The organism is Streptomyces triticagri, assembly GCF_003429565.1.
GTDB lineage: Bacteria > Actinomycetota > Actinomycetes > Streptomycetales > Streptomycetaceae > Streptomyces > Streptomyces triticagri.
Genome location: NZ_QUAK01000011.1, coordinates 1 through 22,849, shown reverse-complemented (window position 1 = coordinate 22,849; position 22,849 = coordinate 1). Strand labels below are relative to the sequence as shown.

At 72.8% G+C, this 22,849-nt stretch carries 20 protein-coding genes and 1 riboswitch; of the genes, 13 read left to right on the top strand and 7 right to left on the bottom strand.

Features of this window, described 5'->3' with window-relative positions; translation table 11 throughout:
- Window positions 1–40: 40 nt before the first annotated feature.
- Complete coding sequence (locus DY218_RS01535; protein WP_128554039.1) at window positions 41–772, bottom strand: class II aldolase/adducin family protein; 732 nt, start codon at window positions 770–772, stop codon at window positions 41–43.
- A gap of 268 nt (window positions 773–1,040) precedes the next feature.
- Between DY218_RS01535 and DY218_RS01530 the strand changes: the two genes are divergently transcribed.
- The 7 genes from DY218_RS01530 (at window position 1,041) to DY218_RS01500 (ending at window position 9,843) form a co-directional block, all read left to right on the top strand.
- Window positions 1,041–2,303 carry an inorganic phosphate transporter gene (locus tag DY218_RS01530; protein WP_128554038.1) on the top strand — a complete coding sequence of 421 codons (1,263 nt, stop codon included), beginning with the start codon at window positions 1,041–1,043 and terminating at the stop codon, window positions 2,301–2,303.
- Between the two features lie 50 nt (window positions 2,304–2,353).
- Window positions 2,354–2,575, top strand: coding sequence for a hypothetical protein (locus DY218_RS01525; RefSeq protein WP_128554037.1), 222 nt, complete (start codon window positions 2,354–2,356; stop codon window positions 2,573–2,575).
- Window positions 2,576–2,695: 120 nt separating this feature from the next.
- Window positions 2,696–2,892: riboswitch (cobalamin riboswitch) on the top strand.
- Window positions 2,893–3,023: 131 nt separating this feature from the next.
- Entirely contained in the window at window positions 3,024–4,076 is a 1,053-nt protein-coding gene (locus tag DY218_RS01520) for a cobalamin biosynthesis protein (protein ID WP_128554036.1), read from the top strand.
- Entirely contained in the window at window positions 4,073–5,659 is a 1,587-nt protein-coding gene (locus tag DY218_RS01515; RefSeq protein WP_128554035.1) for a cobyric acid synthase, read from the top strand. Before DY218_RS01520 ends, DY218_RS01515 begins: the two co-directional genes overlap by 4 nt.
- A 58-nt stretch (window positions 5,660–5,717) precedes the next feature.
- Complete coding sequence (locus DY218_RS01510) at window positions 5,718–7,862, top strand: putative cobaltochelatase (protein WP_128554034.1); 2,145 nt, start codon at window positions 5,718–5,720, stop codon at window positions 7,860–7,862.
- Window positions 7,862–8,461, top strand: a complete 600-nt coding sequence (cobO, locus tag DY218_RS01505; RefSeq protein WP_128554033.1) for a cob(I)yrinic acid a,c-diamide adenosyltransferase — start codon at window positions 7,862–7,864, stop codon at window positions 8,459–8,461. The genes DY218_RS01510 and cobO overlap by 1 nt, the downstream gene beginning before the upstream one ends.
- Window positions 8,455–9,843: a cobyrinate a,c-diamide synthase gene (locus tag DY218_RS01500; protein WP_128554032.1), complete on the top strand. Its 1,389-nt coding sequence runs from the start codon at window positions 8,455–8,457 to the stop codon at window positions 9,841–9,843. Before cobO ends, DY218_RS01500 begins: the two co-directional genes overlap by 7 nt.
- 22 nt (window positions 9,844–9,865) lie before the next feature.
- On the opposite strand, the gene DY218_RS01495 is transcribed toward DY218_RS01500, so the two are convergent.
- On the bottom strand, window positions 9,866–10,612 hold the full coding sequence (locus DY218_RS01495) for a ZIP family metal transporter (protein WP_128554031.1): 747 nt from the start codon (window positions 10,610–10,612) through the stop codon (window positions 9,866–9,868).
- A 100-nt stretch (window positions 10,613–10,712) separates the two neighbouring features.
- On the opposite strand from DY218_RS01495, the gene cobC reads away from it, so the two are divergent.
- Window positions 10,713–12,887 carry an Rv2231c family pyridoxal phosphate-dependent protein CobC gene (cobC, locus tag DY218_RS01490; RefSeq protein ID WP_128554030.1) on the top strand — a complete coding sequence of 725 codons (2,175 nt, stop codon included), beginning with the start codon at window positions 10,713–10,715 and terminating at the stop codon, window positions 12,885–12,887.
- 42 nt (window positions 12,888–12,929) lie between these two features.
- On the opposite strand, the gene DY218_RS01485 is transcribed toward cobC, so the two are convergent.
- From DY218_RS01485 to DY218_RS01475, 3 genes are all read right to left on the bottom strand, one after another.
- Window positions 12,930–13,295: a group I truncated hemoglobin gene (locus DY218_RS01485; RefSeq protein ID WP_128554029.1), complete on the bottom strand. Its 366-nt coding sequence runs from the start codon at window positions 13,293–13,295 to the stop codon at window positions 12,930–12,932.
- Window positions 13,296–13,371: 76 nt separating this feature from the next.
- Window positions 13,372–14,325, bottom strand: a complete 954-nt coding sequence (locus DY218_RS01480) for an SCO1860 family LAETG-anchored protein (protein ID WP_325051949.1) — start codon at window positions 14,323–14,325, stop codon at window positions 13,372–13,374.
- 221 nt (window positions 14,326–14,546) lie between these two features.
- Complete coding sequence (locus DY218_RS01475) at window positions 14,547–15,638, bottom strand: amidohydrolase family protein (protein WP_128554027.1); 1,092 nt, start codon at window positions 15,636–15,638, stop codon at window positions 14,547–14,549.
- Between the two features lie 148 nt (window positions 15,639–15,786).
- Between DY218_RS01475 and DY218_RS01470 the strand changes: the two genes are divergently transcribed.
- The 5 genes from DY218_RS01470 to thpD all read left to right on the top strand — a co-directional run bounded on the left by DY218_RS01470 (window position 15,787) and on the right by thpD (window position 20,720).
- On the top strand, window positions 15,787–16,887 hold the full coding sequence (locus DY218_RS01470) for a pyridoxal-phosphate-dependent aminotransferase family protein (RefSeq protein ID WP_128554026.1): 1,101 nt from the start codon (window positions 15,787–15,789) through the stop codon (window positions 16,885–16,887).
- A gap of 355 nt (window positions 16,888–17,242) precedes the next feature.
- Window positions 17,243–17,821 carry a diaminobutyrate acetyltransferase gene (gene ectA, locus DY218_RS01465; RefSeq protein WP_128554025.1) on the top strand — a complete coding sequence of 193 codons (579 nt, stop codon included), beginning with the start codon at window positions 17,243–17,245 and terminating at the stop codon, window positions 17,819–17,821.
- An 85-nt stretch (window positions 17,822–17,906) separates the two neighbouring features.
- Window positions 17,907–19,175 (top strand): diaminobutyrate--2-oxoglutarate transaminase, encoded by a 1,269-nt coding sequence (gene ectB, locus DY218_RS01460; protein ID WP_128554024.1) that lies wholly within the window; start codon window positions 17,907–17,909, stop codon window positions 19,173–19,175.
- Window positions 19,176–19,231: 56 nt separating this feature from the next.
- Window positions 19,232–19,642, top strand: coding sequence for an ectoine synthase (locus DY218_RS01455; RefSeq protein WP_128554023.1), 411 nt, complete (start codon window positions 19,232–19,234; stop codon window positions 19,640–19,642).
- A gap of 178 nt (window positions 19,643–19,820) precedes the next feature.
- Window positions 19,821–20,720: an ectoine hydroxylase gene (thpD, locus tag DY218_RS01450; RefSeq protein WP_128554022.1), complete on the top strand. Its 900-nt coding sequence runs from the start codon at window positions 19,821–19,823 to the stop codon at window positions 20,718–20,720.
- Window positions 20,721–20,805: 85 nt separating this feature from the next.
- On the opposite strand, the gene DY218_RS01445 is transcribed toward thpD, so the two are convergent.
- The gene (locus tag DY218_RS01445; RefSeq protein ID WP_128554021.1) at window positions 20,806–21,858 is read right to left on the bottom strand and encodes an aminotransferase class V-fold PLP-dependent enzyme; all 1,053 of its coding nucleotides are present in this window, start codon (window positions 21,856–21,858) and stop codon (window positions 20,806–20,808) included.
- 121 nt (window positions 21,859–21,979) lie between these two features.
- A complete protein-coding gene (locus DY218_RS01440) occupies window positions 21,980–22,717 on the bottom strand; it encodes a DsbA family oxidoreductase (RefSeq protein ID WP_128554020.1) in 738 nt (245 codons plus the stop codon).
- Window positions 22,718–22,849: the final 132 nt, after the last annotated feature.

Sequence of the window (22,849 nt, the reverse complement as noted above, 5' to 3'; positions counted from 1 at the left end):
GCGGGACATCGCGCACGGCGGGCCGTACGGCGCGGTGGATTCAGCGCTGCCCGTAGCCGCGCAGCTTCTGTCCGGCGTCGTTCAGCTGGGAGGGTGAGAGCAGGCTCGGGGTGTGGCCCGGCACCGAGGCGGCCGTGAGCCAGAGGCGGCACATCCACTCGAGCTGGGCGGTGCGGTCGTAGGCCTGGTCGAGCGTGTCCCCGTAGGTGACCGCTCCGTGGTTCTGCAGCAGACAGCCGGTCCGCTCCTGGAGGGCGCGCAGCATGCTCTCGGCCAGTTCCTCGCTGCCGTAGAGGGCGTACGGTGCGACGCGCACGGGTCCGCCGAGGTCGGCCGCCATGTAGTGGATGCCGGGGAGTTCGGGGACGAGGGTGGAGACCGCGGTGGCGTGCACCGCATGGGTGTGGACGACCGCGCCCGCGTCGGTGCTGCGGTGGATCGCCAGATGGAGCGGCACCTCGCTGGTGGGCTTCAGGCTGCCGAGTACCTGGTGGCCGTCGAGGTCGACCCCGACGGCGTCCGCGGGGCGGAGCCGGTCGTAGGGCACTCCGCTCGGGGTGACGAGCACGGTGTCACCGACCCGTACCGACACATTGCCCGAGGTGCCGACGACCAGGCCGTCGGCCGCTGTTCTGCGGGCGGTGGCGACCAGTTCGTCCCAGGCCCGCGCGATCGCCCCGTGGATCCGGGCGGGGGCGGGCGCCGGCGGTCGGCCGCCGCTCCCCTCGCCGCCGTCCCGGTCGTCCGTGTGCCACTCGTCCGTGTCGCCCATGCGGCGATCCTGCCAGGCCCCGGGAGCGGCCCGCCGCAAGGTGATCCACATCTCTTCGAGGGCCCCGCGCCGCAGCTCGGCCGGCTCGGTCGCGGACGCCCGGATCCCCGCCGATCCCGGCGCCCGGGCGGCCGGAACGGAATCCGAACGGAAGCGGAGGGCCGGGCCCTTACTTCGAGACACCACAGCGCCCGACCCAGTTCATCTTCCGTTCACTCGGGTTGCCTACGTTCGCCGAGCCACTGACGCCGAACGATTGCCTGGGTAAATGGAACACATCACGCTGCTGCTCGCGATTGTGATCGTGACAGCTCTCGTGTTCGATTTCACGAACGGTTTCCACGACACGGCCAACGCGATGGCGACGACCATCTCGACCGGCGCAATGAAGCCCAAGGCTGCGGTGGCCATGTCCGCCGTGCTGAACCTGGTCGGTGCCTTCCTCTCCGTGGAGGTCGCCAAGACGATCTCCAGCGGCCTGGTCCAAGAGGACGGAATCCAACCCGAAGTCATCTTCGCCGCCCTGGTGGGCGCGATCCTCTGGAATCTGCTGACCTGGCTGGTCGGCCTGCCCTCCTCCTCGTCGCACGCACTGATGGGCGGCCTGATCGGCGCCACGATCGCGTCGATCGGCGTGAGCGGTGTCAACGGCGGAGTCGTCGTCACCAAGGTCCTGATCCCCGCCCTCGCCGCCCCGCTGGTGGCCGGCATCGCGGCCTTCCTCGCCGCGCGGCTCACGTACAAGCTCGGCCGGAACGTCGGCGAGAAGTCCTCCGAGAAGGGCTACCGGGCCGGGCAGATCGCCTCCGCCGGTCTGGTCTCGCTCGCGCACGGCACCAATGACGCGCAGAAGACGATGGGCATCATCACCCTGGCCCTGGTCGCCGGCGGCGCACTCGCCCCCGGCTCGAACCCGCCGGTCTGGGTCATCGTCTCCGCGGGCCTCGCCATCGCACTCGGCACCTACCTCGGTGGCTGGCGCATCATCCGCACCATGGGCAAGGGCCTCACCGACCTGCAGCCGCAGCAGGGCTTCGCCGCCCAGACCAGCGCGGCCGCGGTCATCCTCGCCTCGTCGAACCTCGGCTTCTCGCTGTCCACCACGCACTCCTGCTCGGGTGCCGTGATGGGTGCGGGCCTCGGCCGCAAGGGCGGCGTGGTCCGCTGGTCGACCGCGACCCGGATGTTCATGGCCTGGGGTCTGACCCTGCCGGCCGCCGGACTGGTCGCCGCCGGTGCCGAGTTCGTGGCCCGGCAGGGCGACTGGGGCATCGCGGTGGTGGCCGTCTTCCTGATCGGCTCCTGCGCCGCGATCTGGTTCGTCTCGCGCCGCCAGGTCGTCGACCACAACAACGTCAACGAGCCGGAGGAGCCGGCCGCCGAGGAGCCCGCGGGCGTGGTCACCACGGCGATGGCCGCGGTCACCCCGCCGCCCGCCGGCGCCGCTTCCGAGGAGCCGGCCGTCGCGGCCGTCCCCGCACAGACGGGCCCCGTCCCGGAGTCCGCCCGGCAGGCAAAGGCGACGGTCTGAGTGCGGCCGGGCCGCAGGACCGCCTCAGGACCAGGTAAGGAATCAGCAGCATGAACATCGACTGGGCAGCACTCGGCTCCGTGTTCGGCGTCAGCCTCGTGGCCACCGTCGGGCTCGTCACCCTCTTCACCCTCGGCATCACCGGTCTCTCCAAGCAGGAGGCCGCCGCCGCGCAGGGCGGCTCGGCGGTCCTCGCGCGCACCGGCGCGTACGCCTGCTTCGCCCTGTGCGCGGCCGCGGTGGCGTACGGGATCTATCTGATCGTCGTCTGACCGGACCTCTCGCCGTATCACCGTCCGCCCCGCTCCCAGCCGCTACAGGTGGGACGCGGGGCGGTCGGCTGTGGGCCTCGGCACACTCTTCCGCCGCAGGTCAACGACGAGTTGACGGGCATTCGAGCCACGTGGTGAACTTCCCGAGCCATATACGGCGGCAGGAGAGGAAGCCGGTGCGAATCCGGCGCGGTCCCGCCACTGTCACCGGGGAGCTCTCCCCCACACCGGAAGTCACGGCCCGCAGCGGCGGGTTGGAAGGCCGGGGGAGCCGCGGATCCGGAAGCCAGGAGACTCACGTCGCCGTGTTCGTCGAACCAGGGCGCGGACCCTGAGTGAGGACACATCGCGATGCCGGGCTGCCCGTCTCCCGCTCCTTCCCGTACGCGTATCGAGCCACGCAGGCACGCACCCGCGGTACGACGAGGCGCAGCGGCGGTCTGAACTCGTGCGTGCCGATCGCATCTTCGCGTACGGCGCCACCGCGGGCCTCCTCGGTGACCTGCTGCTCGGCGATCCCCGCCGTGGGCATCCGGTCGCCGCGTTCGGGCGTGCGGCGGGTGCCGTCGAGCGTGTCCTGTGGCGCGACCACCGCGGCGCGGGAGCGCTGCACACCGTCGTGTGCGCCGGTGGAGCCGTCGCCGCGGCCGCTCTCGCCCAGCGTGCCGTACGCCGCTCCCCCGCCGCGTCCGTGGCGCTGACCGGGGCCGCCACCTGGGCCGTGGTCGGCGGTACGTCGCTCGCCAGGGAAGCCCGGGCGGTCGCCGCCGCCCTGCAGGCCGGTGACATCGAGGTGGCGCGTGAGCGGCTGCCTCATCTGTGCGGCCGTGACCCTGCCGCCCTCGACGGCGCCGGCATCGCGCGCGCGGTGGTCGAGTCCGTCGCCGAGAACACCTCCGACGCCGTCGTCGGCGCGCTGGTGTGGGGTTCGATGGCCTCGGTCCCGGGCCTGGTGGGCTTCCGTGCGGTGAACACGCTGGACGCGATGGTCGGCCACAGGTCGCCCAAGTACCGCCGTTACGGCTGGGCTTCGGCCCGTACGGACGATGTGGCCGGCTGGCCGGGTGCGCGGCTGACCGCCGCACTGGCGGTCCTCGCCGGAGGTGATCCGCGCGGAGCGGTACGGGCCTGGCGCGCGGACGCCTCGCGCCATCCGAGTCCCAATGCGGGTCCGGTGGAGGCCGCCTTCGCGGGTGCGCTCGGTGTACGGCTCGGCGGGACCCTGTCGTACGGCGGGCGGACCGAGCACCGGCCGGTACTCAACGCGGACGGGCGCGAGGTGGCGGTGGCCGATGTGGAGCGTGCGGTACGCCTGTCGCGCCGGGTCGGAGTGCTGGCCCTCGGTGTGTGCGCGGCCGGACGGCTGCTCGCGGGGCGCGGGTCGCGGGGCAAGCCGGCCAAGTCGTCCTCCTCGCGCGCGTGGAGGGGTGTTTCGGGATCCACGCGCGCGTGGCGGACGCCGGGCGGGGCGCCCGTCGACTCCCTGGGAGGACGGTCATGACGGGTGGCGGTCTGCTTGTCGCCGGGACGACGTCCGACGCGGGCAAGAGCGTGGTCACCGCGGGCATCTGCCGCTGGCTGGCCCGCAAGGGTGTCTCCGTCGCGCCGTTCAAGGCGCAGAACATGTCGCTGAATTCGTTCGTCACCCGGGAGGGCGCCGAGATCGGCCGGGCGCAGGCCATGCAGGCGCAGGCCGCCCGGGTGGAGCCGACCGCGCTGATGAACCCCGTGCTGCTCAAGCCCGGTTCGGACCGCAGCAGCCAGGTCGTCCTGCTGGGCAGGCCGGTCGGCGAGATGAGCGCCCGCGGCTTCTTCGGCGGACCGCAGGGGACATCGCAAGGGACATCGTCCGGGGAAGGACCTGCCGTCGGCCACCGGGAGGCACTGCTGGATACGGTCGTCGACTGCCTTACGGAGCTGCGGAGTTCGTACGACGCGGTGATCTGCGAGGGCGCCGGCAGCCCGGCGGAGATCAATCTGCGGCGCACCGACATCGTGAACATGGGCATCGCCCGCGCCGCCCGCTTCCCGGTCGTGGTGGTGGGCGACATCGACCGCGGCGGCGTCTTCGCCTCGTTCTTCGGCACGACCGCGCTGCTTTCCGCGGCGGACCAGGAGCTGGTGGCCGGCTATCTGGTGAACAAGTTCCGCGGGGACGTGTCGCTCCTCGAGCCGGGCTTGGACATGATGACCCGGCTCACCGGCCGCAGGACCTACGGGGTGCTGCCGTACGCGCACGGCCTCGGCATCGACGAGGAGGACGGCCTGCGGGTGTCGCTGCGCGGCACGGTGCGGGAGTCGGTGGTGGCGCCGCCGGCCGGTGAGGAGGTGCTGCGGATCGCGGTGTGCGCCGTCCCGCTGATGTCCAACTTCACCGATGTGGACGCGCTGGCCGCCGAACCGGGCGTGGTGGTCCGCTTCGTGGACCGCCCCGAGGAGTTGGCCGACGCCGACCTGGTCGTACTGCCCGGCACCCGCGGCACCGTGCGCGCCCTCGAGTGGCTGCGCGAGCGCGGTCTCGCGGACGCGGTCGCGCGCCGGGCCGCCGAGGGCCGTCCGGTGCTCGGCATCTGCGGCGGCTACCAGCTGCTCGGCGAGTGGATCGAGGACGAGGTCGAGTCCAGGGCCGGCACGGTCGAGGGTCTCGGACTGCTGCCGCTGCGGGTGCGGTTCGCGGTGGACAAGACGCTCGCACGGCCCGTCGGCACCGCGCTCGGCGAGCCCGTCGAGGGGTACGAGATCCATCACGGGGTCGCCGATGTGCGCGGCGGCGAGGCCTTTCTGACCGACGCCGCGGGGCGGCCGCTCGACGGCTGCCGGTCCGGGGCCGTGTGGGGCACCCACTGGCACGGTTCGCTCGAGTCCGACTCGTTCCGGCGGGCGTTCCTGCGCGAGATCGCGGTGGCCGCGGGCCGGCGCTTCGTACCGGCGCCCGACACGTCCTTCGGGCGGCTCCGCGAGGAACAGCTGGACCGGCTCGGCGATCTGATCGAGGAGCACGCGGACACCGCGGGGCTGCTTCGGCTCATCGAGTCCGGCGCGCCCGCCGGACTGCCGTTCGTCGCTCCGGGGGCGCCCCGGTGACCGTGCCGCCCGCGCCGCTTCTGCCGCTCGTACCGACCTTCCTGGGAGTGACCCCGTCATGAACACCCCCTATCCGTTCACCGCGATCGTCGGGCAGGACGATCTGCGGCTCGCGCTGCTGCTCAACGCGGTCAGCCCGGCCGTCGGCGGCGTCCTGGTGCGCGGTGAGAAGGGCACCGCCAAGAGCACGGCGGTGCGCGCGCTCACCGCCCTGCTGCCGGACGTGGACGTGGTGCCCGGGTGCCGCTTCTCCTGCGATCCGGCGGCGCCCGACCCGGGCTGCCCGGACGGGCCGCACGACGGGGCCGCGGGGGCGCCGCGGCCGGCCCGTACCGTCGAACTGCCGGTCGGCGCGTCCGAGGACCGGCTGGTCGGTTCGCTCGACATCGAACGGGCCCTTGCGGAGGGCGTGAAGGCCTTCGAGCCGGGCCTGCTCGCCGCGGCGAACCGCGGCATCCTCTACGTCGACGAGGTCAACCTGCTGCACGACCACCTGATCGACGTCCTGCTCGACGCCGCGGCCATGGGTGCCTCGTACGTCGAGCGCGAAGGAGTCTCGGTACGGCATGCGGCTCGCTTTCTGCTCGTCGGCACGATGAACCCCGAAGAGGGCGAGCTGCGGCCGCAGTTGCTGGACCGTTTCGGACTGACCGTCGAGGTGGCCGCGTCCCGCGATCCCGAGCTGCGGGTCGAGGTGGTGCGCAGGCGGCTCGCCTTCGAGGACGGGGCGGAGGCGTTCGCGGCGCGCTGGGGCGCCGATGAGGCGGAGCTGCGGGACCGGATCGTGTCGGCCCGTGCGCTGCTGCCGCGGGTACGGCTCGGGGACGGGGCGCTGCGGCAGATCGCGGCGACCTGTGCCGCGTTCGAGGTGGACGGGATGCGTGCGGACCTCGTGATGGCCCGTACCGCGACCGCGCTCGCCGCCTGGGCCGGCCGCACGGACGTCGACACCGAGGACGTGCGCCAGGCCGCGCTGCTCGCGCTGCCGCACCGCAGGCGCCGCAATCCGTTCGACGCGCCTGGCCTGGACGAGGAGTTGCTCGACGAGACGCTGCGCGAGCACACGGCGGACGACGAACCCGGCGAGGAGCCCGAGGCACCGGAGGACGACGGACCGGACGGGGACGGCGGACCGGGCGGCGGTGGCGGACAGCCGCCCGCCGACGACCCGCAGGGCCCACCGCCGGCCGACGGCACATCGGCCACCGAACCGGCGGCCCCGGATTCCGCGCCCGACCGCCCCGGTGACGCACCGCAGGCGGACACCTCTCCCGACTCCGGTACGGGAGAAGGCGGTTCGGCCCCGGGAGCAGCGGCGCCCGAGCAGGGCGCCGTCCCGGCCGGCGAGCCCTTCCGCGCGAAGCTCCTGAGCGTGCCCGGCACGGGTGCCGGTGCGGCGGGCCGCCGCTCACGGGCTCGTACGGAACACGGCCGCACCACCGGCGCGCGCAGACCGCAGGGCCGGCTCACCAAGCTGCACCTGTCCGCGACCCTGCAGGCGGCCGCCCCGCACCAGCGGGCCCGCGGCCGCACGGGTCGGGGACTGGTGGTCAGGGGTGACGACCTCAGGCAGGCGACGCGGGAGGGCCGCGAGGGCAATCTGGTGCTCTTCGTGGTGGACGCCTCCGGGTCGATGGCGGCCCGCAAGCGGATGGGTGCGGTCAAGGGCGCGGTGCTGTCGCTGCTGCTCGACGCCTATCAACGGCGGGACAAGGTGGGCCTGGTGACGTTCCGCGGCACCGGCGCCGAGGTCGTACTGCCGCCCACCTCCTCGGTCGACGCGGCGGCCGCGCGCCTGGAGTCGGTGCCCACCGGCGGGCGCACCCCGCTGGACGCCGGGCTGCTCAAGGCGCACGACGTGCTGCGGGTCGAGCGGCTGCGGGACCCCGCACGGCGCGCGCTGCAGGTGGTGGTCACGGACGGGCGGGCCACCGCGCCTGGCGTACGCGGATCGCAGGTGCCACGCGCGCGTGCGGGTACGCCGGCCGACCCGTGGGACCGGGCGCGCCGCGCGGCGCGCCTGCACGCCGCCGAGGGCACCGCCTCGGTGGTCGTGGACTGCGAGGCGGGGCCGGTGCGGCTCGGCCTCGCGGGGCTGCTCGCCCGGGAGTTGGGCGGCAGCGCGGTGACCCTCGACGAGCTGCGCGCGGAATCGATCACCGCGTTCGTGAAGGACGCGAGCGGAAACAGGAGGGCAGCCTGATGCCACAGGGAAAGCCTGCCGTCGTCCCCGACGACGGTCTCACCACGCGGCAGCGCCGCAACCGGCCGCTGGTGTTCGTGCACACGGGCACCGGCAAGGGCAAGTCGACGGCCGCGTTCGGCCTCGCCCTGCGGGCCTGGAACCAGGGCTGGCCGGTCGGGGTGTTCCAGTTCGTGAAGTCCGCCAAGTGGAAGGTCGGCGAGGAGCGTGCGCTGCGGGTGCTCGGCGACTCCGGCGAGGGCGGCACGGTCGCCTGGCACAAGATGGGCGAGGGCTGGTCGTGGGTGCAGCGCGACAGCCAGTTCAGCAACGAGGAGGCGGCCCGGGAGGGTTGGGAGCAGGTCAAGCGCGACCTGGCCGCCGAGACGTACCGGCTCTACGTCCTGGACGAGTTCGCGTACCCGATGCACTGGGGCTGGGTCGATCCCGAAGAGGTGGTGTCCGTGCTGCGGGATCGGCCCGGCACCCAGCACGTGGTCATCACCGGTCGCAACGCCCCCGCCCGACTGGTGGACTTCGCCGACCTGGTGACGGACATGACGAAGGTGAAGCACCCGATGGACGCGGGCCAGAAGGGCCAGCGGGGCATCGAATGGTGACTGTCGGCCCTGCGGCCGGCGCTTCCGTGCCGCGGCTGGTGATCGCGGCGCCCTCGTCGGGCGCCGGCAAGACGACCGTGGCGACGGGCCTGATGGCCGCCTTCACGGAGGCCGGGTACCGGGTCTCGCCGCACAAGGTCGGGCCGGACTACATCGACCCCGGCTATCACGCGCTCGCCACCGGCCGGCCGGGCCGCAACCTGGACGCGTACCTGTGCGGTACGGACCGGATGGCGCCGTTGTTCGCGCACGGCGCGCAGGGCTGCGACCTGGCCGTGATCGAGGGCGTGATGGGCCTGTTCGACGGGGCTTCGGGGCTCGGCGAACTGGCGTCGACCGCGCAGCTCGCAGCGCTGCTCAAGGCCCCCGTGGTGCTGGTCGTGGACGCCTCGTCGCAGTCCCGTTCGGTGGCGGCCCTGGTGCACGGTTTCGCCTCCTGGGACCCGACGGTGCGGATCGGCGGGGTGATCCTCAACAAGGTCGGCTCGGACCGGCACGAGGAGCTGCTCCGCGATGCGCTCGGCGGCAGCGGCGTGCCGGTGCTCGGCGTGCTGCGCCGGGCACCGCGGGTCCGTACGCCGTCCCGGCACCTGGGCCTGGTGCCGGTCGCCGAACGGGCGCCGGACGCCGTCGAGTCGGTACGGGCGACCACGGCACAGGTGCGTGACGGCTGCGATCTGGAGGCGCTGTACGCGCTGGCGCGCAGCGCGCCCCCGCTGCCGGCCGAGGCGTGGGATCCGTACGAGGCGCTCGGTACGTCGCCGTCCGGAACCGTCGGCGAGCGGCCGGTGGTGGCCGTCGCCGAGGGGCCTGCCTTCACTTTCTCGTACGCCGAGCACCGTGAACTGCTCACCGCCGCGGGCGCTGACGTGGTGCCCTTCGACCCGCTGTGCGACGAGGGACTGCCCGAGGGGGCCCGCGGTCTGGTGATCGGCGGCGGCTTCCCCGAGGTGTACGCCCCCGAGCTGTCCGCCAATGCGGCGCTCCGCCGGGCCGTGGGCGCCCTGGCGCGCACCGGCGCTCCGATCGCCGCGGAGTGCGCCGGACTTCTGTATCTCGCGCGCTCCCTGGACGGTGCGCCGATGTGCTCGGTGCTCGACGCCGAGGCCCGGATGACGGAACGGCTCACCCTCGGTTACCGGGACGCGGTGGCGGTGTCGGACAGTCCGCTCGCGGTGGCGGGCAGCCGGATCCGGGGGCACGAGTTCCACCGCACCGCCATCGTCCCGGGGGCGGGTGCGACTCCGGCCTGGGGGATGCACCGGCCGGAGCGGCGGTTGGAGGGGTTCGTGCAGGACGGCGTGCACGCCAGCTATCTGCACACCCACTGGGCCGCGAGCCCGGACATCGCCCGCCGGTTCGTGGAACGGTGCGCGGCGTGAGCGCGTACGAACGTCCCGGCGGTCACTCGGCGATGCCCACCACCAGCCACACGAAGCCCACGCCGGTGACCGTGCACAGCAGCGTGGGAGCCGTGGGGTGGTCGTGATGCGCCTCGGGGAGGATCTCGGCGGCGGCGAGATAGAGCAGCGCGCCGCCGAAGAACCCGAGATAGCTGCCGAGCAGTTCGACCGGCAGGGTGAACAGGAGCGTCGACGCGGCACCCACGACCGGTGCGGCCGCCGCGGCGAAGAGCATCGCGAGCGCCCGGCGGCGGGCGTTCCCGTACAGCCGGGTGAGGGTGTACGTGTTGAACCCGTCGGCGAAGTCGTGGGTGATCACGGCGAGGGCGACGGTGAGGCCCATGGTCTGGCCCGCCTGGAAGGCGGCTCCGATGGCGACGCCGTCCATCAGGCTGTGCACGACCATCGCCGCGGCGGCGGTCAGTCCCACCTGGGGCACCCGTTCGCCCGCCCCGTGCCCGTGCACGGGTCCGTCCGCACCATGACCCGCTTGGCGTACGGCGAGCAGCCGCTCCACACAGTGCGCGGTGAGGAATCCGCCGACGAAGAGCAGCAGTGCGCGCGGTACGCCGAGGAATTCCTCGCCCGCCGCCTCCAGTGCCTCGGGCAGCAGCTCGAGGCCGACGACCCCCAGCATCAGGCCGCCGGCCAGGCCGAGCACCAGGTGCCTGCGGTCGGTGACGCGCTGCGCCGCCAGGCCGCCGACGAGCGTCATCAGGAACGCGCCGAGCGCGACGAACACCACCATGGCCTCTTGCTAGTGGATCGAACTGCCCGATGCCCAGTCAGAATTCACCCGTAACCCGGGCCCCGTCCGTGTTCGCCGCTGCAGCGGAAGGAGCAGTCGAGTGATCGGCCTGATCGCCGGACCGGCCGCCACCGCACGCGCGCGTGCGGCGCGCCTCGCCGGGGCCTGGCCCGCCCGCACTCTCGTGTACGACGGCCCGTCGGGGGACGCGGTGGCACGGGCCTTCACCGAGTGCCGGCAGCTCGTCTGCTTCCTGCCTGCCGAGGAGGCGGTACGGGTGGCGGCCCCGCTGCTCGTGGCCGGCCCCGGAACCCCGGACCTGGTCTGCGTCGACGGCTCGGGCCACCATGCGATCCCCCTGGCATCGGCGAGAGCGGGCAGCGCGGCAGCTCTCGCCGCCGAGGTCGACGCGGCGCTCGGGTCCACCTCCCTCGGTCCGTCGTACGGGCGGCACGGCGCGGCGGACGCCGCCGGGCCGGCACTCGTCGTCGGGGTGGGGGCGCGCCGCGGCACGACCGTGGACGTGGTGCTGCGGCTGGTCATGAGCGCTCTCGAGGAGGCCGGACCGGCCCAGGGCGAGGTGGCCGAACTGGCCACCGTGGAAGGCAAGTCGACGGAACCCGGTCTGGTCGAGGCCGCCCGGAAGCTCGGCGTCCCCCTGGTGGCCCATCCGGCGGCCCGCCTCGCCGAGGTGGCCGTCCCGCATCCCTCCGCCGCGCCGCTCGACGCCACGGGTACGCCGTCCGTCGCGGAGGCCGCCGCGCTCGCCGACGGCGGCGAACTGCTCGTCCCCAAACGGAAGTCCGACGACACCCCCGCGACGGCCACCTGCGCGGTGGCCCGCCGCGCCACGGCCCCCGACGGCCGCCGCGCCGAAGAGGCGGCGGGCTCGGGCGCGACGGCGCATCCGGCCACGCGATCGCGCCCCCGCACCGCGATGCCATCCCCGGGATCGGCGCCCCACTCGTCGGCCGTCCCGGGACCAACCACGCGCACCGGCACGACGACCGCCCCAGGGGCTCCCGCGCACCCGCGCGCGGCCTCGGCCCCCGGTATTGCGGTCGATTCCGGCACTGCGACTGCCCCCGCATCGCCCCCGCTCTCCGGCACACCGTCCGCCCCCGACGGCGCGGCACCGGCGAACGGGGCGGACAGCGCCGTCGTCGACCCGCCGGGCGTGTCCGGCGGCGCCCTCTCCGGCATCGGGACCCTTCACTTCCCGGCGGTGGCGACGCCGCCCGGACCGCACGACCTGCGCCACCACGGTGACGCCGAGGTGCGGGACGCGGGTCTCATCGATCTCGCCGTCAACGTACGGACCGGTACGCCGCCGCCCTGGCTCCGGGACCGCATCGCCGGCTCGCTCGGCTCGCTGGCCGCCTACCCGGACGGCCGCCGCGCCCGTTCCGCGGTCGCGCGCCGGCACGGACTCCCGCCGGAGCGCGTCCTGTTGACGGCGGGGGCGGCCGAGGCCTTCGTGCTGCTGGCGCGGGCGCTGCGGCCCCGGCGTGCGGTGGTGGTGCATCCGCAGTTCACCGAGCCGGAGGCGGCGCTGCGTGATGCCGGGCACCGCGTCGAACGCCTGCTGCTCGATCCCGCGGACGGATTCCGGCTCGATCCGGGCGCGGTCCCCGAGGACGCGGACCTGGTCGTCGTGGGCAATCCGACCAACCCCACGTCGGTGTTGCACCCGGCCGGGACGCTGGCCGCGCTGGCCCGGCCGGGCCGCACCCTGGTCGTCGACGAGGCGTTCATGGACGCGGTGCCCGGTGAGCGGGAGGCGCTCGCCGGGCGCCAGGACCTGCCCGGCCTGGTCGTCCTGCGCAGCCTCACCAAGACCTGGGGCCTGGCGGGGCTGCGCATCGGCTATGTCCTCGCGGAGCCGGTCCTGCTGGCCGAGCTCGAACGGGCACAACCGCTGTGGCCGGTCTCGAGCCCGGCCCTCGCGGCGGCCGAGGCCTGCGTCGAACCGCACGCACTCCGGGAGGCCGAGCGGGCGGCCCGCCGGATCGCCGCCGACCGGACGCGACTGCTCGCCGGACTCGAGGAGTCGGCCGGGGTGCAGGTCGTCGCCCCGGCCGAGGCTCCGTTCGTCCTGATCCGCCTCGCCCGGGCGGATCGGGTGCGTGAGCGGCTGCGTGCGGGCGGATTCGCGGTGCGCCGCGGCGACACCTTCCCCGGCCTCGGCCCCGACTGGCTGCGCCTCGCGGTCCGCGACCCCGGTACGACGGAACGCTTCCTCGGCGCCCTGCGGGAAGCGCTGACGAGGCGCTGACCAGGCACTGACCGCCGGCGCCCGAACCGGTCACGGCCGCCGCTACGGCTGCGCGACGATGTCCGGCTTCAGCGGCGCAAGCGCCTCGGCGATGGACGCGACCGTGGCACCGTCCACCCCGGCCTGCTCCAGCGCCCCGGCCAGGTGCCCGATGACCCGGTCGAAGTCCTCGGAGCGGACGCCGAGCCCGCTGTGCGCCTGCCGCATCGCCCGCCCGCTGTACGGCTTGCCGGACCCGAGCGCCTGGCCCACGAACGCACGCTGGTGCCGTTTGAGTCCGGCGAGGTCGGAATCGGCGAAGTAGCCGGCCAACTGCGGGTCGGCCAGGACCCGTTCGTAGAACTGATCCACTACGCCGGCGACCGCGGCCTCGCCACCGATCCGCTGATAGATCGTCACAGACTCCATGCGTCCCGACCGTAGCGGCGGAACCCCGCATTCAGAACACGCGTACGAAACCGGTGCCCCGGCCGGCTCGCGGGGCTCAGTGCGGCCGGCGCCGCCGCGCCACCGCGACCGCCCCGCCGCCCAGCGCGAGCAGCACCACGCCGGCGCCCGCCACATACGGAGTGCTGGAGCTGCCGCCGGTGTCGGCGAGGTCGGCCCGGTCCGGCTCCCGCGCCGACTGGGGCTTCACGCCTTCGCCGTCGTCCGCATCGTGCGCGTCCTTGCCCGCGGTCTGCTTGCGGGGCCCGGCGGGCTTCTCCCCCCGGCCCACCGGTTCGCGGTGCTGTGCGGACGGCGTCTCGCAGGTGGCGCCGGCGAGCGTCACGGTGCCGTCGACCTCGGCGACGTTGAGCTTCAGCGGGTTGAGCGACACCTCGAGCTCGAGCGCCGCGGCCGCGGCCGTACGCGAGGTGGTGTGCGTCTTGGACAGTTCGAGACGGACCTCGCCGATGCCGGGCACCTCGACCCGGGTCGGGCCGCCGGCCGACAGGGTGACCTTCTTGCCGAGCACGTTCACCGAGCCCAGCAGACCGGCCTCGGCGGCCGGCCGCTCCCCTGCCTTGCAGACGGCCTTCGAGCTGACCTGGCCGAGCTCGACGAGCGGCACTCCGGGCAGTCCCGGCACATTCACCCGGGCGCGGGCGAGCTCGGTGCGGCCCTCGGCGACGCCGCCCTCGACGGTGGCCTTCGCGGTGGCCACATCCGCCCGCAGCACGCTGAACGGCTTGCCCGCGCCGACTCCGTCGAGCCGGGCGGTCAGGGCGGTCTTCTCGGCGCTGTGCGGTGCGCTGACCTCGTTCAGGGAGGTGCGCAGCGGGACCTGTACGGACTTGTCGAGCAGCGAGACGTCGAGTCCGGTACGGAGCACGACCGCGCCCGCCCTGCCCTCGTCGCCGCCCGTGGCATGGGCGGGTACGGCACCGGCCAGGGCCGCGGGACCGGCGGCCAGGACGGTCGCGACGCCGGCTGCGGACAGCCTGCGTGCGGGCATGCGGAAGGTATGGCTGAACAAGGTGGAACCCCCACGGGAGACATGGCCGGGGCGGCGCCACGCTGGGACGGCGTGCGGTGCCCGCGGCTTCGGTACGGGAATCCTCACGTACGGAGAGTGAACTGGTGTCTCCATGGCGTGAGTTCACCCCTACGGGGCGTTTCCGTCCGGACGTTCGAGAGTCACCGTCGAGGCTGGGGCACTCAGCCGAGGCGGGGCACTCAGCGCACGACCGCGCCGTTCATCACGATCCCGCGCGGGGCTGCCAGCGCACGTACGTCGGCGCGCGGATCGCTGTCGTAGACCACGAAGTCCGCTGGCGCGCCCTCGCCGAGCCCTGGGCGTCCGAGCCACTCCCGCGCGGCCCAGGTGGTCGCGGAGAGCGCCTCCAGGGGCGGGATGCCGGCCCGGGTCAGCTCGACGACCTCCGCCGCCGCGAGGCCGTGCGCGAGCGCGCCGCCGGCGTCGGTGCCGACGAAGACGGGGATCCCCGCGTCGTGGGCGGAGCGCACGGTGTCGTAGCGGCGCGCGTGCAGCCGGCGCATGTGGTCGGCCCAGCGCGGGTACTTCTCCTGGCCGCCGTCCGCGAGGCCGGGGAAGGTCGCGATGTTGACGAGCGTGGGGACGATGGCCACCCCGCGCTCGGCGAACAGCGGGATCGTCTCGTCGGTGAGTCCGGTGGCGTGCTCGATGCAGTCGATGCCGGCCTCGACCAGGTCGGTGAGCGAGTCCTCGGCGAAGCAGTGCGCGGTGACCCGGGCGCCGAGCCGGTGCGCCTCGGCGATCGCGGCCTGCACGGCGCCGCGCGGCCAGCAGGCCGAGAGGTCGCCGGTGCCGCGGTCGATCCAGTCACCGACGAGCTTGACCCAGCCGTCGCCCCGCCGCGCCTCCTGGGCGACGTACGCGACGAGGTCCTCGGGCTCGATCTCGTGGGCGTAGTTGCGGATGTAGCGCCGGGTGCGGGCGATGTGCCGGCCGGCCCTGATGATCCTCGGCAGGTCGTCGCGGTCGTCGATCCACCGGGTGTCGGAGGGTGAGCCGGCGTCCCTGAGCAGCAGCGTCCCGGCGTCCCGGTCGGTGAGCGCCTGCTTCTCCGCCACGTCCGCGGGGACGGCACCGTGCGCGTCGAGGCCGACGTGGCAGTGGGCGTCGACCAGGCCCGGCAGCACCCACCCCTGCAGGGTGCGGACGTCACGGGCGGTGGCCGGCCGCTGGTAGGTGATCCGCCCGCCGACCACCCACAACTCGTCGGCGACGTCATCGGGCCCCACGAGCACCCGCCCCTTCACATGCAGCACCGCACGATCACTCATGCCCTGCAGCGTAGGGGGCGCCGGGGACGTCCTGTGCCCCCTGAACCCACTCGATACGCTCGATGCGGCAGCCGGACCACAGACCCCGCCGGATGTCCCCGGCCGCCGCCCGCCGCGACACGACGTCTCCGCAGAAGAGAGCTTCACCGTGACCCATCCCTTCCTCGACCTGCCCCCGCTGAGCGCCGCGCACTTCGCCTCCATCGAGGACCGGGTGGCCCGACTGTTGCGCACCGATCAGGACGTCCTGATCACCCAGGGTGAGGCGCTGCTCCCCCTGGAGGGCTGCATCCGCTCGGTGGCCCGGCCGGGCTGCACCGCCCTGAACGTGATCACCGGGCCGTACGGCCAGACCTTCGGCAACTGGCTGCGCGACTGCGGCGCGCAGGTCGTCGACCTGGCCGTCCCGTTCCACACCGCGGTGACCGCGGAACAGGTGGGCAATGCACTGGCCGAGCACCCGGAGATCGACTTCGTCTCGCTGGTGCACGCCGAGGCGGCCACCGGCAACACCAACCCGGTGGCCTCCATCGGCGAGGTGGTCCGCGCGCACGGGGCCCTGTTCATGCTGGACGCGGTGGCGTCGGTGGCTGCCGAGCCGCTGCTCCCGGACGCCTGGGGCGTGGACCTGTGTGTGATCGGTGCGCAGAAGGCGATGGGCGGTCCGGCCGGTGTGTCCGCGGTGTCGGTCAGCGAACGGGCCTGGGAGCGCATCGAGGCGAACCCGCAGGCGCCGCGCCGCTCGTACCTCTCGCTGCTCGACTGGAAGCAGCGCTGGATCGACGGCGGCCGGAAGGCGCTCCTGCACGCTCCGGCGCAGCTGGAGATGCTGGCGCTCGAGGCCTGTGTGGAGCGGATCGAGTCCGAGGGTCCGGACGCCGTGATGGCCCGGCACGCGACGGCCGCGCGGGCGACCCGTGCCGGTGCGGTGGCGCTGGGCGGTGGCCTCGCCCCGTATGTGCACGAGGCCCGGGATGCGGCGCCGGTGGCGACCACGCTGCGGGTGCCGGCCGAGGTGGACGCCGCCGAGCTGGTCGCGCGGGCTCTCGCGGCGGATCCGGTGCTGCCGCTGGTGGCCGGCGGCGGCGCGCTCGCCAAGGAGATGGTCCGGGTGAACCACTACGGGCCCGACGCGACCCGCGGCGTGGTGCACGCGAGCCTCGCCGCCCTGGGCGCCGCACTCGGCGAAAGCGGAATCGGAGTCGATCTCGAGGCGGCTCGCAGCGCCGTGACCGGCGCCTGGGAGTAGGCCGAATTCGGGCCTCGGCAGTTGCCCGGGGCCCACTACTCGACTAGCTTTTCATGAATACGGGAAGCCGCCTTTCACGCGCAGCTTCCCGTATTCTTCTGCCCCGTTTCCCCGGGCCTAAACACCGAGTTTTCGAGATCATCAAACCTCGTAATTCGGACGCATCTCGCGGGAGTTACGAGCTTGTGACCGAATCCACAACGTGACCGGTTCGCCCCGTAATTCCCGTACAGACAGGGACATTTCGCCGCCTGGCCGCGCGCTCGCGCACCCCCGCGCGATAACATATCGCCGACGTTTGCGTAACCCCTGGCCGCGATGCAATTTCGATTTTCGGTGGGTAAATTCAATCTGCATGACCGCCGCACAAGCAGACCTTGCACGTGCCCGAAGCGATTTCCCCGATCACCGCGATAATCCCGCGAACTCGAGGAAGTTGCGGCTCGAACGCCCGGAGGTGAAGGACGGGGCCGCTTGCTGGAGGATCGCGCGCGATTCGAAGACCCTGGACCTCAACTCCTCGTACAGCTATCTCCTGTGGTGCCGTGACTTCGCCGGCACCAGCGTGGTGGCCCGGCTCGACGACGGCGGCGCCGACGCCGAGCCGGTCGGCTTCATCACCGGCTACATCCGCCCCGAGCGACCCCGCACCCTGCTGATCTGGCAGGTGGCCGTGGACGAGTCGCAGCGCGGCCGCGGACTGGCCGGCGCCATGCTCGACGAGCTGACCTCCCGGGTCGCGCACCGCGACGGGCTGACCACCCTGGAGACCACGATCTCCCCGGACAACAAGGCTTCCCAGCGCCTGTTCACCTCCTTCGCCGAGCGCCACGGTGCGTCCGTGGACCGCGAGGTGCTCTTCGCCGCGGACCAGTTCCCCGACGGCGGCCACGAGCCCGAGGTGCTGTACCACATCGGCCCGCTCTCCTTCTGAGCCGCGCCGACCCGGCCGCCCGGCCGAACCCCCAGAACCGACCGACCCGGACCCCCACGCCAACATCTCCCAGGAGGAGATCGCTGTGACCATCACCCAGCCGGACCTGAGTGTCTTCGAGACCCTGGAGTCGGAGGTGCGCAGCTACTGCCGCGGTTGGCCCACCGTCTTCGACCGGGCGCAGGGCAGCCGCATGTACGACGAGGACGGCCACGAGTACCTCGACTTCTTCGCGGGCGCCGGCTCGCTGAACTACGGGCACAACAACCCCGTCCTCAAGCGCGCACTGATCGACTACATCGAGCGCGACGGTGTCACCCACGGTCTCGACATGTCGACGACCGCGAAACGCGCCTTCCTCGAGTCGTTCCAGAACACGATCCTGCGCCCGCGTGACCTGCCGTACAAGGTCATGTTCCCGGGCCCGACGGGCACCAACGCCGTCGAGGCCGCGCTGAAGCTGGCGCGCAAGGTCAAGGGCCGCGAGTCCATCGTGTCCTTCACCAACGCCTTCCACGGCATGTCGCTCGGCTCGCTCGCCGTGACCGGCAACGCCTTCAAGCGGGCCGGCGCCGGCATCCCGCTCGTGCACGGCACCCCGATGCCGTTCGACAACTACCTCGACGGGCAGACCCCGGACTTCATCTGGTTCGAGAGCCTCCTGGAGAACTCCGGCTCGGGCCTCAACAAACCCGCGGCCGTGATCGTCGAGACCGTGCAGGGCGAGGGCGGCATCAACGTGGCCCGCGCCGAGTGGCTTCGTCAGCTCGCCGACGTGTGCAAGCGCTGGGACATGCTCCTGATCGTCGACGACATCCAGATGGGCTGCGGCCGTACCGGCGGCTTCTTCTCCTTCGAGGAGGCCGGCATCGTCCCGGACATCGTCACCGTCTCGAAGTCGATCAGCGGTTACGGCCTGCCGTTCGCGCTGACCCTCTTCAAGCCGGAGCTCGACGTGTGGGAGCCCGGTGAGCACAACGGCACGTTCCGTGGCAACAACCCGGCCTTCGTGACCGCGGCCGCCGCGCTCGACGCCTACTGGGCCGACGGCCAGATGGAGAAGCAGACCCTGGCCCGCGGCGAGCAGATCGAGGCCGCGCTCAAGGCGATCCGCGCGGAGCACCCGGAGGCCACCAAGGAGTACCGCGGCCGTGGCCTGGTCTGGGGCCTGGAGTTCCACGACAAGGACCGCGCGGGCAAGGTCGCGAAGCGCGCCTTCGAGCTCGGCCTGCTGATCGAGACCTCGGGTCCCGAGAGCGAGGTCGTCAAGATGCTGCCGGCGCTCACCATCACGCCGGAGGAGCTCGACGAGGGTCTGCGCACGCTCGCCCGCGCCGTACGAGAGACCGCCTGACACCTACGCACGAGAGACAAGTCGCGCGTACCGTAGGAGAAAAGGAACAACTCACCGTGATCGTCCGTTCGTTCAAGGACATTGAAGGCACCGACCGGCACGTGAAGTCCGCGTCCGGCACCTGGGAGAGCAAGCGCATCGTGCTCGCCAAGGAGCGCGTGGGATTCTCGGTCCACGAGACCATCCTGTACGCGGGCACCGAGACCGACATGTGGTACGCGAACCACATCGAGGCGGTCGTGTGCACCAAGGGCGAGGCCGAGCTCACCGACCGTGAGACGGGCAAGAAGTACACGATCACGCCGGGCACGATGTACCTGCTCGACGGGCACGAGAAGCACACCATGCGGATCAAGGAGGACTTCCACTGCATCTGTGTCTTCAACCCGCCGGTGACCGGCCGTGAGGACCACGACGAGAACGGCGTGTACCCGCTCCTGACGGAGCCGGAGCCGGAGACCGTCTGACGTCCGGCAGCACGACGGGCGGACAGCTGCCCGGCAGGACAACTACATGGCCCACAGCCGCGCGGGGCGCCGCGGCCGTGGGGCCCACCTGAGACTCCCGGCCCGTCCTCCCTCACGAGGGGGGACGGGCGGGGTACATCCCGAACAGGGCCGTACGAGAGGAGAGGCAGGCAACACCATGACCACCGCACCCGAGCGCACCGCCGACCTGTACCCGACCCGAGGCACCACCGAGGTGCTCACCGAGCGCCAGGACCCCGTCGTGTGGTCCGAGCCGGGTACCGAGGGGCCGTTCGCGGCCGCGGAGCTGTCGGCGTTCGACAGGGACGGCTTCATCCAGGTCGACGAGCTGGTCCCTGAGGACGAAGTGAGCATCTACCAGGCGGAGCTGGACCGCCTGACCCAGGACCCCGCGATGCGCGCCGACGAGCGCTCCATCGTGGAGCCCCGCTCGCAGGAAATCCGTTCCCTCTTCGAGGTGCACAAGATCAGCGAGGTCTTCGCCAAGCTGGCGGCCGACCCGCGCGTCGTAGGCCGGGCCCGGCAGATTCTGGGTTCCGACGTCTACATCCATCAGTCCCGGATCAATGTGAAGCCCGGATTCGGCGCCTCCGGCTTCTACTGGCACTCCGATTTCGAGACGTGGCACGCGGAGGACGGGCTCGCGAACATGCGCACCGTGTCCGTGTCCATCGCGCTCACCCGGAACTACGCGTACAACGGCAGCCTGCTCCTCATGCCGGGGTCGCACCGCACGTTCCTCGGCTGCGAGGGCGCCACGCCGAAGGACAACTACAAGCGTTCCCTGCAGATGCAGGACGCCGGTATTCCGTCCGACGAGGCGCTGATCAAGCTCTCGGACAAGTACGGGATCTCCCAGTGGGTCGGCGAGGCCGGCTCGGCCGTGCTGTTCGACTGCAACACCATGCACGGCAGCGGGGACAACATCACGCCTTTCCCGCGGAGCAATGTCTTCTTCGTGTTCAACAGCGTCGAGAACACTGCCGTGGAGCCGTTCGCGGCTCCGATCCGGCGCCCCGAGTACATCGGTGCCACGGACTTCACCCCGGTGCGGTGAAGCCTTCGCGGTAGGCCTGTGATGTGGCGTTCGGCCCGGTTCCCCACGAGGGAGCCGGGCCAACCGTCGTCCGGGGCGCGGCCGTTCAGCGGGACAGTGCGTCGAGCAGCCGGTCCACGTCCGCTTCCGTGTCGTACAGGTGGAACGAGGCCCGCAGGGCGCCCGCGCGGTTCGAGACCTCGATGCCCGCGGCGCTCAACTCCCCTTGGCGCCGGCCCAGTTCGGGCACCGAGACGATCGCGGATCCGGGGGCCGGCACCGGGCTGCGGCCGAGTGCGGCGAGTCCCTCGCGGAACCGGTCGGCGAGCGCCACGTCGTGGGCACGGATCGCCTGCACACCGATGCGTTCGACCAGGTCGAGCGAGTGACGGGCACCGGCGTAGCTGAACAGGCTGGGGCTGATGTCGAACCGCCGCGCGGAGTGGGCCAGTTCCTCTACCGGTCCGTAGCAGCTGTCCCACGGGCGCTCGCCCGCCACCCAGCCGGCGAACACCGGAGTGAGTGCACCGAGGTCGTCGGGCACGGTCAGGAAGGCGACGCCGCGCGGGCACAGCAGCCATTTGAAGCCCACGGACACCGTGTAGTCGGCGGCGCCGGCGTCCAGGGGCAGCCAGCCGGCGGACTGTGAGACGTCGACGAGGGTGCGCGCGCCGTGCGTACGGGCCGCCTCGCCGATCGCCGTGACGTCGGCGATCCGGCCGTCCGCGGACTGCACGGCGCTGTAGGCGACGAGCGCCGTGCCGGGGCGTACGGCGTGGGCGAGCTCGTCCAGCGGAACGGTCCGCAGCTTGAGGTCGGCACGGATGTGGAACGGCGTGACCAGGGAGCTGAAGTCCCCCTCGGCGAGGACGACTTCGGCTCCGGCCGGCAGCGAGGCGGCAATCAGACCCGCGTACACCGCCACCGAGGCGCCGGCCGCGACCCGGCGCGCGGGCACCCCGGCGATCCGGGCGAACGCCGCCCGGCTCGCCTCGACGTCGGCGAACATGTCGGTCGGCGCGCCGGCCGCGGCCGCGGCGACGGCCTCCTGCATCGCCTGCACGCCGGCCTTCGGGATCAGGCCGGTGCTGGCGGTGTTGAGATAGGTCGACCGCGGCGCGAAGGCGTCGGCGGTGCGGCTCTCCAGGAAAGTCTCCATGCCTCCACTGTGCGTCCCGGCCCACCCCTCGTCCATGGCGAATTTCTGCGTGGTGCACCCAAGCACTGCTTATGCATCGGCCTTGACCTGGGGTGTTGCGGCCGGCGGGCGCGGGATCCGGTCAGCGGGCCGTGCCGGCGTCCGACGCCGAGGGCACCTCGCAGCCGTCGGGGCCGCAGGCCTGCGCCGTGCCGTCCGCGGCGCCGACCGTGCGCAGCGGCGTCCGCTCGCCCCAGGCCTGCTCGAGCGCCTGGGTGAAGACCTCGGCGGGCTGCCCGCCGGAGACTCCGTAGGCGCGGTCGAGGACGAAGAACGGCACGCCGGTGGCGCCGAGTTGGGCCGCCTCCCGCTCGTCGGCGCGCACCTCGTCGGCGTAGGCGCTCTCGTCGGCGAGCACCGAGCGGGCCTCGGCCTCGTCGAGTCCGGCCTCGACGGCGAGGGCGACGAGCACCTCGGGGTCGTGGACGGAACGCTCCTCGGCGAAGTTCGCGCGATAGGCGAGGTCGAGGAGCTGCTCCTGGCGGCCGCGGGCCTTGGCGAGGTGGAGCAGCCGGTGGATGTCGAAGGTGTTGCCGTGGTCGCGGCCCTCGGTGCGATAGCCGAGGCCCTCCGCTCGGGCGTTGGAGGCGACGTGCTCCTCCATGGCGCGGGCCTCTTCGGGGGTGCGCCCGTATTTCCGCGCGAGCATGTCGAGCACCAGGCCGGTCTCGCCCTTGGGGTGGGTCGGGTCGAGCTCGAAGGAGCGGTGCACCACCTCGACCCCGTCGCGATGGGCGAAGGCCGCGAGGCCCTGCTCGAAGCGGGCCTTGCCTATGTAGCACCAGGGGCAGGCGATGTCGCTCCAGATCTCGACGCGCATGACTTTCTCTCCGGACTCGTCGGGGTGCAGGGGTCTCCTGCGCCCTGATCCAACGCGGTCCGGCGGATGCGCATTCCCGTACGAGCCCCCTACGAGCCCCCTACGAGCCCCGGCCGGGCCCCGTACGGCGGG

Bases quoted from the DNA above. Each gene is read 5' to 3' on its own strand.
- DY218_RS01535 (WP_128554039.1), bottom strand. From the start codon at position 772: ATGGGCGACACGGACGAGTGGCACACGGACGACCGGGACGGCGGCGAG.
- DY218_RS01530 (WP_128554038.1), top strand. From the start codon at position 1,041: ATGGAACACATCACGCTGCTGCTCGCGATTGTGATCGTGACAGCTCTC.
- DY218_RS01525 (WP_128554037.1), top strand. From the start codon at position 2,354: ATGAACATCGACTGGGCAGCACTCGGCTCCGTGTTCGGCGTCAGCCTC.
- DY218_RS01515 (WP_128554035.1), top strand. From the start codon at position 4,073: ATGACGGGTGGCGGTCTGCTTGTCGCCGGGACGACGTCCGACGCGGGC.
- DY218_RS01510 (WP_128554034.1), top strand. From the start codon at position 5,718: ATGAACACCCCCTATCCGTTCACCGCGATCGTCGGGCAGGACGATCTG.
- cobO (WP_128554033.1), top strand. From the start codon at position 7,862: ATGCCACAGGGAAAGCCTGCCGTCGTCCCCGACGACGGTCTCACCACG.
- DY218_RS01500 (WP_128554032.1), top strand. From the start codon at position 8,455: ATGGTGACTGTCGGCCCTGCGGCCGGCGCTTCCGTGCCGCGGCTGGTG.
- DY218_RS01495 (WP_128554031.1), bottom strand. From the start codon at position 10,612: ATGGTGGTGTTCGTCGCGCTCGGCGCGTTCCTGATGACGCTCGTCGGC.
- DY218_RS01485 (WP_128554029.1), bottom strand. From the start codon at position 13,295: ATGGAGTCTGTGACGATCTATCAGCGGATCGGTGGCGAGGCCGCGGTC.
- DY218_RS01480 (WP_325051949.1), bottom strand. From the start codon at position 14,325: ATGCCCGCACGCAGGCTGTCCGCAGCCGGCGTCGCGACCGTCCTGGCC.
- DY218_RS01475 (WP_128554027.1), bottom strand. From the start codon at position 15,638: ATGAGTGATCGTGCGGTGCTGCATGTGAAGGGGCGGGTGCTCGTGGGG.
- ectA (WP_128554025.1), top strand. From the start codon at position 17,243: ATGACCGCCGCACAAGCAGACCTTGCACGTGCCCGAAGCGATTTCCCC.
- thpD (WP_128554022.1), top strand. From the start codon at position 19,821: ATGACCACCGCACCCGAGCGCACCGCCGACCTGTACCCGACCCGAGGC.
- DY218_RS01445 (WP_128554021.1), bottom strand. From the start codon at position 21,858: ATGGAGACTTTCCTGGAGAGCCGCACCGCCGACGCCTTCGCGCCGCGG.
- DY218_RS01440 (WP_128554020.1), bottom strand. From the start codon at position 22,717: ATGCGCGTCGAGATCTGGAGCGACATCGCCTGCCCCTGGTGCTACATA.